At 34.3% G+C, this 16,482-nt stretch carries 15 protein-coding genes and 1 tRNA gene; 12 read left to right on the top strand and 4 right to left on the bottom strand.

Going from position 1 to position 16,482, the window contains the following annotated elements:
- Window positions 1–311: 311 nt before the first annotated feature.
- The 4 genes from ilvB (at window position 312) to CIT01_05510 (ending at window position 4,786) form a co-directional block, all read left to right on the top strand.
- Window positions 312–2,051 (top strand): acetolactate synthase, large subunit, biosynthetic type, encoded by a 1,740-nt coding sequence (ilvB, locus tag CIT01_05525; GenBank protein AXV37694.1) that lies wholly within the window; start codon window positions 312–314, stop codon window positions 2,049–2,051.
- A gap of 1 nt (window position 2,052) precedes the next feature.
- Window positions 2,053–2,553 (top strand): acetolactate synthase small subunit, encoded by a 501-nt coding sequence (gene ilvN, locus CIT01_05520; GenBank protein ID AXV37693.1) that lies wholly within the window; start codon window positions 2,053–2,055, stop codon window positions 2,551–2,553.
- Between the two features lie 205 nt (window positions 2,554–2,758).
- Entirely contained in the window at window positions 2,759–3,745 is a 987-nt protein-coding gene (locus CIT01_05515) for a ketol-acid reductoisomerase (protein ID AXV37692.1), read from the top strand.
- Window positions 3,746–3,787: 42 nt separating this feature from the next.
- Window positions 3,788–4,786, top strand: a complete 999-nt coding sequence (locus tag CIT01_05510; protein ID AXV37691.1) for a methanogenesis marker 12 protein — start codon at window positions 3,788–3,790, stop codon at window positions 4,784–4,786.
- 92 nt (window positions 4,787–4,878) lie between these two features.
- On the opposite strand, the gene CIT01_05505 is transcribed toward CIT01_05510, so the two are convergent.
- Window positions 4,879–5,655, bottom strand: coding sequence for a 5'/3'-nucleotidase SurE (locus CIT01_05505; protein ID AXV37690.1), 777 nt, complete (start codon window positions 5,653–5,655; stop codon window positions 4,879–4,881).
- 228 nt (window positions 5,656–5,883) lie between these two features.
- Between CIT01_05505 and CIT01_05500 the strand changes: the two genes are divergently transcribed.
- Window positions 5,884–6,651 (top strand): restriction endonuclease, encoded by a 768-nt coding sequence (locus CIT01_05500; GenBank protein AXV37689.1) that lies wholly within the window; start codon window positions 5,884–5,886, stop codon window positions 6,649–6,651.
- A 223-nt stretch (window positions 6,652–6,874) separates the two neighbouring features.
- Here CIT01_05500 and CIT01_05495 read toward each other — a convergent pair.
- Window positions 6,875–6,946, bottom strand: a tRNA-Val gene (locus CIT01_05495).
- Between the two features lie 299 nt (window positions 6,947–7,245).
- Here CIT01_05495 and CIT01_05490 point away from each other — a divergent pair.
- Together CIT01_05490 and uppP are read left to right on the top strand one after the other, a co-directional pair.
- The gene (locus tag CIT01_05490) at window positions 7,246–8,166 is read left to right on the top strand and encodes a branched chain amino acid aminotransferase (GenBank protein AXV37688.1); all 921 of its coding nucleotides are present in this window, start codon (window positions 7,246–7,248) and stop codon (window positions 8,164–8,166) included.
- A gap of 82 nt (window positions 8,167–8,248) precedes the next feature.
- The gene (gene uppP / locus CIT01_05485) at window positions 8,249–9,085 is read left to right on the top strand and encodes an undecaprenyl-diphosphatase UppP (protein AXV37687.1); all 837 of its coding nucleotides are present in this window, start codon (window positions 8,249–8,251) and stop codon (window positions 9,083–9,085) included.
- A gap of 70 nt (window positions 9,086–9,155) precedes the next feature.
- Here uppP and CIT01_05480 read toward each other — a convergent pair whose 3' ends face one another.
- Together CIT01_05480 and CIT01_05475 are read right to left on the bottom strand one after the other, a co-directional pair.
- Window positions 9,156–9,908 carry a hypothetical protein gene (locus CIT01_05480; protein AXV37686.1) on the bottom strand — a complete coding sequence of 251 codons (753 nt, stop codon included), beginning with the start codon at window positions 9,906–9,908 and terminating at the stop codon, window positions 9,156–9,158.
- Between the two features lie 39 nt (window positions 9,909–9,947).
- Window positions 9,948–11,018, bottom strand: coding sequence for a TIGR00303 family protein (locus CIT01_05475; GenBank protein AXV37685.1), 1,071 nt, complete (start codon window positions 11,016–11,018; stop codon window positions 9,948–9,950).
- Window positions 11,019–11,241: 223 nt separating this feature from the next.
- On the opposite strand from CIT01_05475, the gene CIT01_05470 reads away from it, so the two are divergent.
- The 5 genes from CIT01_05470 to CIT01_05450 all read left to right on the top strand — a co-directional run bounded on the left by CIT01_05470 (window position 11,242) and on the right by CIT01_05450 (window position 16,468).
- A complete protein-coding gene (locus CIT01_05470; GenBank protein ID AXV37684.1) occupies window positions 11,242–12,873 on the top strand; it encodes a Kae1-associated kinase Bud32 in 1,632 nt (543 codons plus the stop codon).
- A gap of 96 nt (window positions 12,874–12,969) precedes the next feature.
- On the top strand, window positions 12,970–13,530 hold the full coding sequence (rdgB, locus tag CIT01_05465) for a non-canonical purine NTP pyrophosphatase, RdgB/HAM1 family (GenBank protein AXV37683.1): 561 nt from the start codon (window positions 12,970–12,972) through the stop codon (window positions 13,528–13,530).
- Window positions 13,531–13,932: a 30S ribosomal protein S15 gene (locus CIT01_05460; GenBank protein ID AXV37682.1), complete on the top strand. Its 402-nt coding sequence runs from the start codon at window positions 13,531–13,533 to the stop codon at window positions 13,930–13,932.
- Window positions 13,898–15,259 (top strand): phosphoesterase, encoded by a 1,362-nt coding sequence (locus tag CIT01_05455; GenBank protein AXV37681.1) that lies wholly within the window; start codon window positions 13,898–13,900, stop codon window positions 15,257–15,259. The genes CIT01_05460 and CIT01_05455 overlap by 35 nt, the downstream gene beginning before the upstream one ends.
- A gap of 12 nt (window positions 15,260–15,271) precedes the next feature.
- Entirely contained in the window at window positions 15,272–16,468 is a 1,197-nt protein-coding gene (locus CIT01_05450; protein ID AXV37680.1) for a hypothetical protein, read from the top strand.
- Window positions 16,469–16,482 lie beyond the last annotated feature (14 nt).

The following is a 16,482-nucleotide window of genomic DNA, read 5'->3' as shown; positions in this document are numbered from 1 at the left end:
TTATCCCTTATAATATAACACTTAAATCATATTCTAATATTAATTTTGAAAGTAATATACAATTCTAATTGTAACGTATGATAAAAATTGATTGTTAAATATCCTTAAATCTTACGATGAGAATTTATTATAAATTAAATTATTTTCTGTAAATTGAAGTTCTCTAAAAATATTGGCTGAATTAACTAATGTATTAGATTTTTAGAATTATATGTATCAATTTATAAATGTGATTATTAGATATAAAAAATTAATAAAGTAATTTACAAATATGAAACAATTCAAGTAACAATACATTTCAAGGTGTTTATATGAAGGGCGGCCAAGCCATAATCAAATCACTAACTGATGCAGGAGTAGAAGTTGTATTCGGATACCCAGGGGGAGTTTTGCTACCCCTATATGATGTAATTTATGATTCAGACCTAAGACACATTCTAGTAAGACATGAACAGTGTGCAGCTCACGCAGCAGACGGATATGCGCGGGCTTCAGGAGAAGTGGGGGTATGCATCGGTACTTCTGGACCAGGAGCAACTAATCTTGTAACTGGTATTGCAACAGCTTACATGGATTCATCACCCATACTAGCTCTAGCAGGCCAGGTCCCAAGTAATTTAATAGGTAATGACGCATTTCAAGAAGTAGATACGCTGGGTATCACCATGCCCATTACTAAACACAGTTTTCAACCAATGAAAGCTAAAGAAATTCCTGAAATGATAAAATCAAGTTTTTACATTGCAAGTACTGGTCGGCCCGGCCCAGTAGTTATAGATCTTCCTAAAGATGTTCAAGAAGAAGAGTTTAAAAGGGAAAAGGACATAAAAATGGATCTTCCCGGATATAAACCCACAAAAAAAGGTCATCCGCTTCAAATAAAAAAAGCGGCTAAACTTATTATAAAATCAAAAAAACCAGTTATTCTCGCTGGTGGAGGAGTCATTATATCAGAATCTTCTCCAGAACTGTTAAAACTTTCTGAGACAATTGGAGCACCTGTAACAAATACGCTTTTAGGAAAAGGATCATATCCTGAAGATCATAATTTATCACTTGGAATGCTGGGAATGCATGGAAGAAAAACTGCCAATTTTTTGGTGGACGAATGTGATTGTTTAATTGCCATTGGATGCCGATTTTCAGATAGAACAACTGGTAATGTAGATGAATTTGCTAAAAATGCCAAAATAATACACATCGACATTGACCCTGCAGAAATTGGTAAGAATATAGAAGTAGATGTCCCCATAGTTGGAGATGCAAAAAATGTGCTCAACGCCCTCCTGGAAATGATTTTAAAAGAGAAAATGAATTTAAATACTGAAAAATGGTTAAATCATGTTAAAGAATTTAAAAATGCTTGTATTCCAAGAATGTCGTATAATGATGTTCCATTAAAGCCACAAACAGTTATCAAAGAAATATTCGAAACACTGGACGAGGATACGATAGTAACCACGGATGTTGGACAGAATCAGATGTGGATGGCCCATTATTTCACATCTAAACATCCTCGAACATTTTTATCATCTGGAGGTCTAGGAACTATGGGATTTGGATTCCCCGCAGCTATGGGGGCTAAAGTAGCTAAACCTGAAACAGATGTTGTTGCAGTATGTGGGGATGGAGGTTTCCTAATGGTATGCCAAGATCTGGCCACTATAAAGGAATATGATATACCGATCGTTATATGTATTTTAGATAATAGGCGGCTGGGAATGGTGGCCCAGTGGCAAAAATTGTTCTACGACAAAAGAATGTCCCATACACATCTGGGAGAAGTTCCTGATTTTGTAATGCTGGCAGAATCATTTGGAGTCAGTGCTGAAAGAGTAGAAAGGCCTGGTGAAATAAAGGATGCCCTCTCAAATGCTCTTAAATCAGGAGAACCAAGTTTACTTGATATAATCATTGATCCAGAGGAAATTCTTCCTATGGTACCTCCAGGATGTGGACTTACTGAATTAGTAGGCGAATATAAAGTGGAAAGTGAAGTTCCTGGAGAAATAACCTATCATGAAAAGTCCCAAGAGAAGGCAGGTGAATAAAATGGAAGATGAAAGAACCCATATTATTAGCGCCTTAGTACTGCACAAGCCCGGTGTCCTACAAAGAGTAGCTGGATTATTTACACGAAGAGCTTTTAATATTGATAGTATTACAGTTGGAACATCTGAAAAAGAGGGAATGGCCCGTATGACAATCATTTCCAGAGGAGATGAGAAGGTACTAGAACAAATAACCAAACAACTGAACAAGCTAATTGATGTTATTAAAGTCAGGGACCTGGAATATGAAACCACCGTTAAAAGAGAATTATGCTTAATTAAGGTTAATTCACCCACTGAAAAAATAAGATCAGAAGTCATACAATACGCAGGAATTTTCCGGGGGCGAATAATTGACGTAAGTCCTGAAACCCTCACTATTGAAATTACTGGGGATTCGGATAAAATAGACACCCTGATCGATTTGGTCAGAGGCTTCGGAATTAAAGAAATAGCACGGACAGGACCTACTGCAATGTCCCGTGGTATAAAGACAATGTAATGTTATTTAAGGTGTTTTTAACCCTAAAATAATCATTAACTTATTTAATTTAGGTATTGAATGATTCTTGTAATGTTTATTCTATGGAAGTATGGACAAACTTTATAAGTAAATTTTCATTAAAATATTAGATGCTAATAGATTATTATAGCTTATATTTATGAAAAATTTATTTTAAGTAGTTATTATGAGAGGAAGTGGCAATATGAAGATATATTATGAAAAAAATGTGAATACTGAAGTTTTAAAGGATAAAACTATCGCAGTTATAGGATACGGTAGTCAAGGTATGGCCCAATCTAGAAACATGGCCGATAGTGGTTTAAATGTTGTTGTTGGACTAAGAAAAGGTGGAAACTCTTGGGATATAGCTTTAAATGATGGAATGGAAGTTTTAACTGTTGAAAATGCTGTAGAAGAATCAGATGTAATACACATACTCATACCTGATGAAATTCAGGCCAAAGTTTATGAGAATTCCATAAAAGCGGGTCTAAAAGAAGGTAACACCATATCATTCTCTCATGGTTACAACATACACTATGGATACATTAAACCGCCGGAAAATATCAACATAACTATGATTGCCCCCAAAGGACCGGGTAGTATGGTTAGAAAACAATACTTAGAAGGATTCGGAATTCCAGGATTGGTAGCAGTAGAAAATGATTATACTGGTAATGCATTGGACATTGCACTGGCTATGGGAAAAGGTTGTGGACTAACCAAAGCTGGAGTTTTAGAAACTACATTCAAAGAAGAAACTGAAACTGATTTATTTGGTGAACAGGCCGTTCTTTGTGGAGGAGTAACTGAATTAATAAAGGGAGGGTTCGAAACATTGGTCGAAGCTGGGTATCAACCAGAAGTAGCCTATTTTGAGACCTGTCATGAATTAAAACTAATTGTGGATCTGATATATGAAAAAGGATTTGCTGGAATGTGGAAAGATGTAAGTAACACTGCTGAATATGGTGGTTTATCTCGAAGAGAACGGATAATTACCAGTGAAACAAAAACTGAGATGAAAAAGATATTAGATGAAATTCAAAAAGGTGAATTTACCAAAGAATGGGCCCTGGAAAACCAGGCCAACAGAGCTATGCTCAACCGGTTAAGAAGTATTGAAGGAGAACTCCAAATAGAAAAGGTGGGCTCCAAACTCAGAAAACTCTGTGGACTAGAAAAATAAATACAAAAAACTTTACAGACTAGAGAAATAAAGGTGATATGGTTGGTTTTTGTAGGGATGGATCACGGAACCACTGGAGTTTCTTTTACCATCCTCAACAACGAATTAATTCATTTTAAAATAGGAAGAGAAGAACTGTCCACAGGAAGAGTATCTGCTCTAGAAGAACTCCAAAAAAGAGTAGATACTAACTCTATCCAGTTAATGGCCATTACCTATGCTATGGGAGATGGCATTAGTACCATAAAACCTATTGAAAAAGTTAAAAATAGGGGCATAATTTCGATAGGTGGCGCAGGTAAGGTTACCGGTGGAGGAACAATAGTATACGATGAAATACTAGATTCTAATATTCCTACTGTTATTATCCCCGGACTCCATAAAAATACCCCCTGCTTGGATAATAGATTTAAAGCAGCTTATTCTCATCATGCCAGCTCTGAAAAAATTAGTATTTGTTATAATGCCTTTTTAAAGACTGGATATGAAAACATGATAGTTTCAGATATAAGTTCCAATACAGTCAGCATTTTAATAGAGAATGGTAAGATCAATGGTGCTGTGGATGCTTGTTTAGGTGCTATGGGAATTATACACGGACCGTTAGACTTAGAAATGATTAGGGATATAGATGACAATATCCGTACTGCAAATGAATGTTTCTCCCACGCAGGAGCTGTTAAAGTGGCCCATATACAAACTAAAGTGACCCGTGCAAAAGAAAAACTTATAAAATCTTATTTAAGTGGAGATAAAAAATCCATGCTAGCCATGGAAACCATGATTATGACTATTATAATGGAAATATGGGGACTGGCCGGTGTTAGTGAAAATAAACTGGAAGGAATAGTGCTTACTGGATCTATGGGTTCGATGCAATATCCAATAAACATTTTTGGTTCCATAAAAAATAAAGTAAAAAATCTGGCTCCAGTTATAAGCCTGCCAGCCATATCCGGATCTTTAGGCAGTGCACAAATTGCCCAAGCCATCTATGAAGGAGAAAAGAATATTTTAGGTATAAAAGTTGTTGATTTTTAATATAATTAACTTCAATTTGTATTTTTTTTCTATTTTTAATATCTAAAACATCCATATAATCATGATTCCCCAAATTTGGCATAATAATTTTTTTAATCTATCCAACCTTGCATAGAATCAAGATGGGAAGTGCAATCTAAAGATATAGGAGTCAATGTTGCACAATTCTCACTTTTTAGAACATGTACATCAGTATTTTCTGTATCATTTTCTACGGGATCACCATCAATCCAGTAATAAGGTCTGCCACGTGGATCCAATCGTTTTTTAATATGAATTTTGTACATTCTTTTTCCCAACCGGGTAAGTTTAATTTTATTATCTTTATGAGATGCAGGAATATTCAGATTGAGAAAATCCACCCCCGCAGGTAATCCTTTATTTAAAATCTTTTTTGCCACATTTCTCGTCATTTTTTGTGCATGGGAAAAATCCACATCGACATGACCGTCATGAAACTTAATATCACCCCTGGTGACCTGCAAAGATACTGATAAAGCGGGTATCCCATGGACAGCTGCCTCCATGGCCGCCCCAATAGTTCCAGAAGTGGTTAATTCAGACATTCCAAGATTTTCACCTATATTGATGCCGGAAATTAATAAATCAGGTTTTTCTTCTACTATTTCAAATATTCCAATTATTACTGCATCAGTTGGTGTCCCGGAAACAGAATAAGCTTCACTACCATCCATTAAATTAGTAGCTGTAACTCTAATAGGTTCAAAAAGTGTTAAAGCATGGCCTATACCACTTTGCTGTGTTGCTGGCGCTACAACATTAATTTTGCCTAACTTTTCAACTGCTTTTTTGGCAGCTATAATTCCTGATGAGTTAACTCCGTCGTCGTTGGTAATAACAATTCTCATAAAAGCACCTATATAATTTAACATCTAAAAACTTTATGTAATTATGAAAATTCATTAAATGAAGATAATTTTAGTTATATTTAATTACTTAGTTAAAATAAAAGAAATGACATATATAATAATGATAATATATTAATAATCATAATAAATAGAAGTGAAGAGCATTACCTTTTATCATATATGGATAAGGGGTTCAAATTTTCATACACTTTGTACGAAGGTATGTAAATGAAGAAAAACAAGCTAGTCGAATTCGTAGCAAAAATAATGGAAGATTCTGGTTTCAAGGTTTATAAAGAGTTTAGAACTTCCAGACATCTTATAGACATTTATGGTGTTTTAACCACTGTTTTAGGTGATATTGGAATAGTTGTAGCTTGTAAAAATTATGATGAAAGGTGGAACGTTGGTCTTGATGTCCTTAAAGAAATGGAAATGGTAGCTAAAACACTTAAAGCATCTAAAGTAGTGATAGTAACTACCTCCGACTTTACACAACAAGCTAAAAATTACGCCGCTAGGAGAAATATAAAACTCATAAATAATGATGGACTTTTACGACTTGCAAAAAAGTTTTCTAAAGATGACGTAGAATATACAAGTGAAGAAGTTGAAGTAATAGATGATTCATATGTACCCTCCAGTTATGAAGGTAATCCGGGCACTTCTTTTGCGAAATCGGGAAAAAGAGGTTCTCTTAACCGTAAAAGAGATAAAGTAGCTAATTTTTTTGATCCGCGAATTAAAAACATACTTCGCAACACTGTTGTTCTAATTTTAATAGTTTTAAGTCTGTCATGGATAATCTCTACCATTATCGGTGCCTATGGAAATGTAAATAATGCTATTTTGGGAATTATCAAAATTTTATTTTCCGCAATCTTAGCATATGGTCTAGTTTTCAGTTTAGAACGTGACATAACTGTAACCATGGTAAAAGGCACCACAGTATTCTTTGTGTCCCTTTTGGTCCTTATACTACTCATAATTTTCTAAAAATTTAATTTTCAAATAATATTGCTTATTTTTAGAATTAAATAACCATTTTTTAAAACCAGTATTTTAAAGTATCCCTCTAGTTTTTACAATTAAATAATCAGTTAAATAGCATTTAATGCACAATATCCTGATCAAAAATTCAAGTTGAAAAAATTGAAGGAAAATAATGAAAATAACATTTTTTAGTTTTGATTACATTAAAAAAAATTAAGGATTCTAATGGGCCGGAGGAGATTCGAACTCCTGATCACCTCGTTGTAAGCGAGGTATCATACCCCTAGACCACCGGCCCAAGTGAGTATTTCTGACTATTGTTTGGTTGAGTATATAAACTTTTCCAAGTCAAATAATAATTTAAAATAAAGATATTTTTATAAAATTTAGATAATCTAATATTATATTCAATAAATTATTATTAATTAAAAAATACTATATATTAGTTGTCTTCTATGATTATTAGATAAAATAATTATATTAACAGATTTAAAGTTTAATTTTGCTTTAAACTGTCAATTAATAATTAAATTAGTTGTTCTTGAATATAATTAAGATAAATCAAAAAATGTTATAGGAATAATCGAGGGATTTTATATGGCCTGGAATGAAGCCGGAAAAATATGGTTTAATGGAAAACTCGTTGATTGGAAAGATGCAAATGTTCATGTTTTATCCCATGTTATACATTATGGTTCCAGCGTTTTTGAAGGAATTCGGAGTTATAATACCAAAAAAGGGACTGCAATCTTTCGTTTGCATGAACATGTTAAAAGACTGGTTAATTCAGCAAAGATCTATCGTATGGAAGTACCTTACTCACTAGACTATCTAAGCGAAGCAGTTGTTGATACTGTAAAGATCAATAACTTAACTGAATGTTATATAAGGCCGTTTATATTTCGAGGTTACAGTGAATTAGGAGTAAATCCTCTAAACTGTCCATTAGAAGTTATTGTTGCTGCATGGAAATGGGGTAAATATCTTGGAACTGAAGCAATAGAATATGGAGTTGATGTTGGAGTTTCAAGTTGGCGCCGAATGGCTCCAGATACACTGCCTAACTTGGCCAAAGCTGGAGCAAACTATATGAATTCCCAGCTGGTAAAAATGGAATCACTGACCAATGGTTACGACGAAGGTATTATTCTTGATTATCATGGACAGATCAGTGAAGGAAGTGGAGAAAATATCTTTTTAGTAAAAGATGGAGTTTTATATACTACCCCCATTTCTGCATCTATTCTGGAGGGAATAACCCGAAATTCCATCATAACATTAGCTAAAAATATGGATATCACGGTTAAAGAAGAACCCTTGCCCCGAGAAATGCTTTACTTGGCTGATGAAATATTTTTAACAGGTACGGCTGCAGAGGTAACTCCCGTTCGATCAGTAGATAAAATTGTGGTTGGTGATGGCATCCGGGGTGAAATAACTCGAAAGCTACAGGAAAAATTCTTCAGTATTGTTGATGGTAGCCATGAGGATGAATATGGATGGTTAACCTTCATTTAATAATTATAAGTTATAACTTCTAACTTAGTATAATTTTTAAAAATAGGATTTAACAGTTTATTAATTTAAAGGTGATATAAAAATGGATATTATTCAAGCATTAATTCTAGGTATTGTTCAAGGTTTAACTGAATTTTTACCAATAAGTAGTTCGGCCCATCTCGTATTCATGCACGAATTAACTGGACTAGCACCAAATCTATCTTTTGATACTTTGTTGCACCTAGGAAGTCTTATAGCTGTACTAGGATATTTCAGGAAAGATGTTGTACATATGATAAAGTCGTTCTTCTCTAGTCTTATAGACATACCTCGTGGTCAGTTTAAAAAAGGTATAAAAGAAGATCAATTTAAAAAATTAGCATGGTTTATAATAATTGGTACAATACCTGCAGGATTAGCTGGTTTTTTGCTTAAAGACTTTTTTGAAAGCTTATTCAGCAATTTAACTGCAGTATCAGTCTTTCTAATCATCACTGGTTTTCTTCTATGGGGATCAGAAATGGTATCACGAAAGACACTTAAAAAAATTAGTTTAAAAGAAATGACCGTTAAAAATACTCTTATTATGGGTGTTGCCCAAGCATGTGCTATTGCCCCGGGAATATCCCGTTCAGGAGCCACAATATCATCAGGACTATTTTTAGGTATGGAAAGAGAATTAGCAGCCCGTTTCAGTTTTTTACTTTCAATACCAGCAATATTAGGAGCAGCATTGGTTCAATTAAAGGACATAAGCACGGGTCTAGATGTAAATACAAGTGCTTATGTGCTGGGTTTTATTGCAGCAGCAATATCCGGTTATCTAGCCATTAAATTAATGTTAAAATTAATAAAAGAGAGAAATTTGTTGATATTTGCTTATTACTGCTGGATTGTAGGTGCTTTTGTACTAATTTTCACATTAGTACTAACTTAACTTTTTTTATTTGAATTATTTTAATTCATTATCCTCGAAAATAACTAATTCTTATAAAATCTGATTAAAATTAGATTATCCAAGCTGAATAAACCCCTAAATAAAAATCAAGCCAGGAAATATATTGTTGGGTAATGATATAAACCCACCATGTACTCCAAAATACTTCTAAAACAGCCGCAAAAAATAGAAGAATTGTAATTTTTAAAAACAATGGAATGAACTTTTCTTTTATAGCTATTTTAAAGTTAGACGCTGATTTTTCCCGGATAGATTTGATAAAAGATCCATAAAACAGAATGAATGCGTCAATAGCTAAAATTCCTGCAAGTAATTCAAGATAGAGATGAAATGATCCTAAAAGAACTAAAAATGTTTTAAGAACCCCTAATTTCAAAAATAATAGATAAGTTATAGAACCGGTGAAACTGAATAGTCCAATCAGCACCACCGGTATTAGGGCAAAACCTGAAAAAATAGCTAGAATAATAAGCAATAAATTATTCAAAAATATATTAAAAGATTTAAAACCTAAATAATTAATAAATTGTTCTGTAAGATAATTTAAAGTTAGTTTAGATGGTGGTTGAAATTTTACTTCCAAATTTCCCCATAGAAAACCGCCTTTAAAAATTAACTGAGCTGTCTCTGGATCTAATACAGCCAAGAGAAATCCAGCTATGTAAAATACTATTCCTGCTAATAAAACCCGTTTAGAAGGTATGAAACCTTTAAAAAATTTTAAAAATGTGTTCTTTTTAAGGAAATATAATTTAAACATCCCCCGTATTAATGGAGATAATTTGAAAGTAACGTATCTCATTTATCCCATTATAAATAAGATTTAAAGTATTTTAACTGACTAAAAGATTTTTTCACATAATTCTTCAGTTTTAATTCTAATTTCATCTATAGAAGCACCATTTAATAGAGCAGCGAGCATTGCTCCTCCTGCACCTACACCCTCCTTAACTGATCCAGAAACATAACTTTTAAGTCCATTGTTATTTGATTTTTCGAATTCAGGATCCACTGCCAGGATGGTGATATCATCTATCTGGCGTGATATAAAGTTAATATCAGAAGTTTCATCTTCTGCAACAAATATAGTTGTAGATATACATATATTGCTAAAATCAAAGTTGGGCATCAACTTTTTTATGAAAGCACAAACAGATGTCATCTGGGTGCCTCCGGCAAGGGTTACTCTTACAGAGCTACCCATGGTTATTCCGGCTACAGCAGGGATCATAGGATCTCCCACTACTTCTACTGCTTTAATGGGATCATGATGGAGATCACCTTTTTCATAGCCTGCCGCTTTTAATCCATCAAAAACCGCTTTATATTTGAGGTTATGAGGATTTTCAGGCATGCTTCCGCTAACTTTACTTTTTGCATCGTAACCCATAGCAGTTAACACTCCCAGAGCTGTGGTTGTGCCGGCGGGCGTACTTTCACCAATTATTATATGATCTGTGAGTTTGGAGAGCGTTTTTCCCAATAATTTTCCCTTTTCAAAAATTTCTTTAGCATTCTTAACTGATTTACCTGTACTAATATCCTGACCGGGTTCATCATTTATCCTAATATAAGGAATATTGGGTTTAACTGCTGAACCTGCGTCTACTACTATAAATGGTATGTCAGTCAGCTCCAAAGCTGCTTTAGTGATCACGGCTGGTGTGGGAGCAGCTTCTCCCCCAATAACCGTCCGGGGTATTTCCGGTAAACACTTTGGATTGCCTAAAACCACTAATTCTACATCAGCAGCAGGTGTGAAATCAGTCAATTCCGGCGTTAACCCTGCTCCAGTTATCCCTTCAATGTTAGATGTTTTTGTGCTGGCAATAACACATAGAAATAAAGAATTCTTACATTTTAATTGATTAAGAGTGTTTGATGAGCCAAAAACTTTAATATTATCCTTCATATTATTCCACCTTCTTTTATATCAGAGAAAATTTATTATATAGAGATCATCTTAATTGTCCGTTTATGTTAAATCATATATTAAATTATAGAAAAAATACGAACTAATTTTAATTGTTGATTATATATTAAAACTAAATTAAAAATAATTAACTTATTATAATATAATATTTTTAGTAGAAATAGTGAATTATATAGCTTTAAAACTAAAAAATGTGATAGAATTGATAGTTATTGGTATTGAAGGAACTGCAGAAAAGACTGGAGTTGGATTAGTAGATTCTGAAGGAAATATATTAGCTTCAGTTGGAAAAGCTTTAATACCAGCTAGTGGTGGTATCCATCCAAGAGAAGCAGCAGAACACCATGCTAATTCAATTTTACCTTTAATAAAAGAGGCTTTGGAAATTTCTAAATTAACACTAAAGGGAATTGATATGGTGGCGTTCTCTCGTGGCCCGGGTTTAGGACCAGCGCTTCGAACCGTGGCTACTGCAGCAAGATCACTTGCATTAACATTAAATATTCCAATATTAGGTGTAAATCATTGTATTGGCCATGTTGAGATTGGTAAACTTACCACTGGTGCTGAAGATCCTATATCACTCTACGTGAGTGGGGGTAATAGTCAGGTGATAACCTTTGACAGTGGCAGATACCGTGTGTTTGGTGAAACTCTGGATATTGCTATAGGAAATTGTCTGGACCAATTTGCACGTTCAGTGGGATTGGGCCATCCGGGAGGTCCAGTGGTTGAAAAACTTGCCAAAAAATCTGATAATTATATTAAATTACCGTACGTGGTTAAAGGTATGGATTTATCATTTTCAGGTCTTTTAACTGCTGCTATTCGAAAATATGAATCTGGTATTAATTTAGAAGATTTGTGTTACAGTTTACAGGAAACTGCATTTTCTATGCTTGTAGAAGTAACTGAAAGGGCTCTTGCACATTCAAAAAAGGGAGAAGTGATGCTTTGTGGTGGGGTGGCTGCTAACTCTAGATTAAGGGAAATGCTGGCCACTATGGCTGAAGAACACTATGCTGAATTTTTCATACCTCCAGTTAAATACTGTGGGGATAATGGGGCTATGATAGCCTGGTTAGGATATTTAATGTATAAAAATGGTTTCCGGCAAAGTTTGGATGAAACAACTGTAATTCAAAGGTACCGGACTGACGAAGTAGATGTTCCCTGGATGAAAAGTTCACAGAAGTATCTAACTCTACCAGATGATATTCTGGCAAAAGGTGCTGAAGCTAATATCTATTCTGAATATTGGATGAATAATGAAGTTATAATAAAGGAAAGGGCATCAAAAAGTTATCGTATCCCAGAAATGGATTTTTATTTAAGGAAAACCCGGACCAAAAAAGAAGCCCGGCTTTTAAACGAAGCTAAAAGATGTGACGTTTTTACACCACTTATTTATGATATCAACAAAGCAGATTACTCTTTGACAATGGAGAAGATAGGTGGTGAACTGATTAAAAATGTATTAAACAATGATACACATATTATGGGGGATATTGGTATTAGAATAGGTGAAAATATTGCTAAACTCCATAATTGTGGTATAATTCATGGCGATCTAACTACTTCAAATATGATTTTAAGTGATAATGAAATATATTTCCTTGATTTTGGTCTGGGAAAAGTTTCCCAAGAAGTAGAAGATAAAGGAGTAGATCTATTAGTATTTAAAAAAGCTATTCACAACATACATTACAAAGTTGCTGAAAAATGCTTTGAATATGTCTTGGAAGGATATAAGTTAGCAGATAATTACCCGCGAATAATAGCTAAGATTAAAGAAATTGAAGGAAGGGGAAGATATACTACAAACATGGCTTGATCTTTGAGTTATATTGATTAAAAAATAAATTAAATAAAAGGAATTTGATAAATGAGAAACTTAATATTAATTGTTAAGTATCCTTGAGATGAACTTATGAAGATAACATTTATAACTGGTAATAAACACAAAGTAAAAGAAGCCAAACATATCTTTGAAAATTTTGGTATAGAACTTGAACATTTAAACTTAGGGTATCCTGAAATACAAGGAGAACTAGTAGAAGTTGCTTCTTTTGGTGCTAAAGATGTTGCAAGTCGTTTGAAAGAACCTGTGATTGTTGAAGATGCAGGTCTTTTTATCAAAGCCTTAAACTGGTTTCCAGGAGCGTATTCTGCGTATGTTCAGGAAACAATTGGTAACAAAGGTATTTTAAAGCTGATGAATAATGTTGATGACAGATACGCCGAATTCAGGTCGGTTGTTGGATTTTGCATGCCCAACTCCGAACCCGAGACTTTTTTAGGTGCTGTTAAGGGACATATTTCATATAAAGAAAAAGGAAGCCATGGATTTGCTTTTGATCCGCTTTTCAATCCGGAAAGATATGAAAAAACTTTTGGCGAGTTGAAAACTGAAGTAAAAAACGAATTTTCACACCGCAGAAAAGCGTTTGAAAAGTTTGCAATATGGTATAAGGATTATAGAGGTGATTAAATGGCCATCAAACCTGAATGGATCGAGTATTCAAACGAAGAAATAGAAGAATTAATATTAAAACTAAGAAAAGAAGGTAACTCCACCAGTAAAATTGGGATTATCTTAAGAGACCAGTATGGAATTCCTGATGTTAAATTAATAACTGGAATGAAAATTACAAAAATACTGGAAAATCACGGTCAAAAATTAGAATATCCAGAAGATTTAATGAATTTAATAAGAAAAGCAGTTAATATTAGGGAACACTTAACAGAAAATCCAAAGGACCTTCACACTAAAAGAGGTCTGCAAATTATTGAATCTAATATTAGAAGATTGGTAAGATATTACACCAGAGAGGGCGTTTTACCTGAAGGCTGGAGATATGAACCAAAAAAAGCAGCATTACTTGTTAAATAAAGCTGAAGAAGCTGGAAATCTTCTTAAAAGTCATATAGAACAGGATCATATTGTGAGAATAATTTCTCACAATGATTCTGATGGCCTTTCTTCAGCTGGAATAATATGTAACGCAATTTCAAAACTTAATGGTAAATTTCATGTTACCATTGTACCCCGCCTACGTGAAGGTTTTATTAAAAAGCTGGCTCAGGAAAAATATAAATTATTCTTTTTTTGTGATATGGGAAGTGCTGCCTTAGAACCTCTAAGCAGACTAAAAAGAGAAGTTATAGTGGCTGATCACCACCAAACACCTGGCGATAGTGATGATGAAATCAAAAACATAACCCACATAAATCCCCATCTTTATGAAATAGACGGTACAAAGGATGTTAGCGCCTCCGGTGTCTCTTATATAATTGTTAGAGGGATGGATAATAAAGAATTGGCAGGATTAGCATTAACTGGAGCATTCGGAGATATGCAAGGTGTTGATGGATTTACTGGTATTAATAAGATGATATTGGATGAAGGAATCCAAGCCGGAACAGTGGAAATGCACGACGACTTGAAAATTGCATACAAAAACGAAGAACCGATTTATAAATCACTAGCCTACACCATTAATCCTGTTTTACCCGGCCTCACAGGAGATTTAGAAGGTTCAATGGGATTTTTAGAAAAAATGGGAGTTTCTTATGGGATAAAATTCAGTGATCTTAGTAACGAAGAAAGAGATATCTTAAAAGAGGAGTTAATCAAAGTCAACGAAAAGATCTTTGGAACTGTTTACAGTATGCCTCGGGAAGTTCCTCCTCTGAAAAATATTGAAGATTATGCCCGGGTATTAGACGCTTGTGGTAAAAATAAAAAATATGGACTAGGTTTGAGTATTTGTTTGGGAGACAAAAAAGAATCAGTGGAAGAAGCTCAAAAATTAGTCAAAAAATACCAGGATAACTTGGTAAATGGAATTGACTGGATTAAAAAGGAAGGATCTGTTAAATTAGATTATATTCAACATATTTATACTGAAGATAAACGTAAAAAGAGTTTAATGGGTACTTTGGCTAGTGTTGGGTTGGAATTAAGGTATTTAGATCCAGAAAAACCAGTTATAGCCATATCCAAAATGGACAACGTAATAAAGATCTCAGGAAGAACCACCAACCAACAAATTCAAAATGGAGTAAATTTGGGTAAGGCATTAGAACAGGCATCTAAAAGCTTCAATGGTGCTGGAGGCGGGCATAACATTGCCGCTGGAGCAGTAGTACCCTATAAAGAAATGGATAATTTTTTAAATTTAGTAAATGATATTGTATCAGAACAGATCAACTCTTAAAGGGAGATTTCAATGTATTTAACACCAGAAGAAGAAGAAATGTACAGTGGTCAATATGGAAGCACCATACAAAAAAGCATGGAAATTTTAGTAGCACTGGGTGATATTTACAACGCTGAAAGAATGGTTGATATATCCTCTGCCCAAGTTTCTGGTGTATCCTATAAAACTATAGGCGACGCAGGATTGGAATATTTAGAGGATTTAGCTCGTGATCCAAAAGCAAAAACGTGCGTCCCCTCCACATTAAATCCTGCTGGTGTGGATTTAGATAAATGGAAAGAACTGGGATTTACGGAAGAATTTACAAAAAGACAGTTAAAAATAGTGGAAGCTTATCGTAAAATGGATGTCATGACTACTTGTACTTGTACTCCATATTTAATTGGTAATGTTCCACTTATGGGTTCTCATATTGCATGGTCTGAATCATCTGCAGTAATTTATGCCAATTCAGTATTAGGGGCGAGAACCAACCGCGAAGGAGGGCCTGGAGCCTTGTCTGCAGCTATATGTGGGAAAACACCCCTTTATGGTTATCATCTGACTGAAGAAAGGATTCCAAACTGGGTGGTAGAGATTGAAACTGAAGCTCATGGAGCAGACTATGGAGCAATAGGTTACATTGTGGGTAAAATAGTAGAAGATGGAATCCCATACTTTAAATTTAAAAATAAACCCTCATCTAATGAATTGAAAAGTTTAGGAGCAGCGCTTGCATCTTCTGGTGCAGTAGCACTTTATCATGTCGAAGACCTGACACCGGAACATCAGTTTGCACAGGAACTAATTTTAGAGGAAAAAATTGACAAAATAGCTTTTGGAGAAGCAGAAATTAAAGAAACTAGGGAAAAATTATCCACTTCTACTGAAAAGCCTGATCTAATATGTCTTGGATGTCCTCATTCCTCCCTGGATGAAATTCAACATATTGCTGAGCATCTTGTGGGGAAAGAACTGAAAAATGAGTTGTGGGTTTGTACATCCCTAAACATGAAAGCCGCTGCAGATAGAATGGGATATACTGCTATGATAGAAAAAGCCGGTGGAAAAATCGTGTGCGATACATGTATGGTGGTCTCGCCCATAGAAGATTTAGGTTTTGAAGTAATAGGTGTAGATTCTGCCAAAGCAGCTAACTACGTCCCTAGTATGTGTGGTTTAGATGTTGTTTTTGATGATTTTGAAAATTTAATCATAAAAAAATAAAGGCCCTATCTATT

It is taken from the genome of Methanobacterium sp. BRmetb2, assembly GCA_003491285.1.
Taxonomy (GTDB): Archaea; Methanobacteriota; Methanobacteria; order Methanobacteriales; family Methanobacteriaceae; genus UBA117.
The sequence above is the reverse complement of the archived record's forward strand: the minus strand, read 5'-3'. Positions and strand labels throughout refer to the sequence as shown.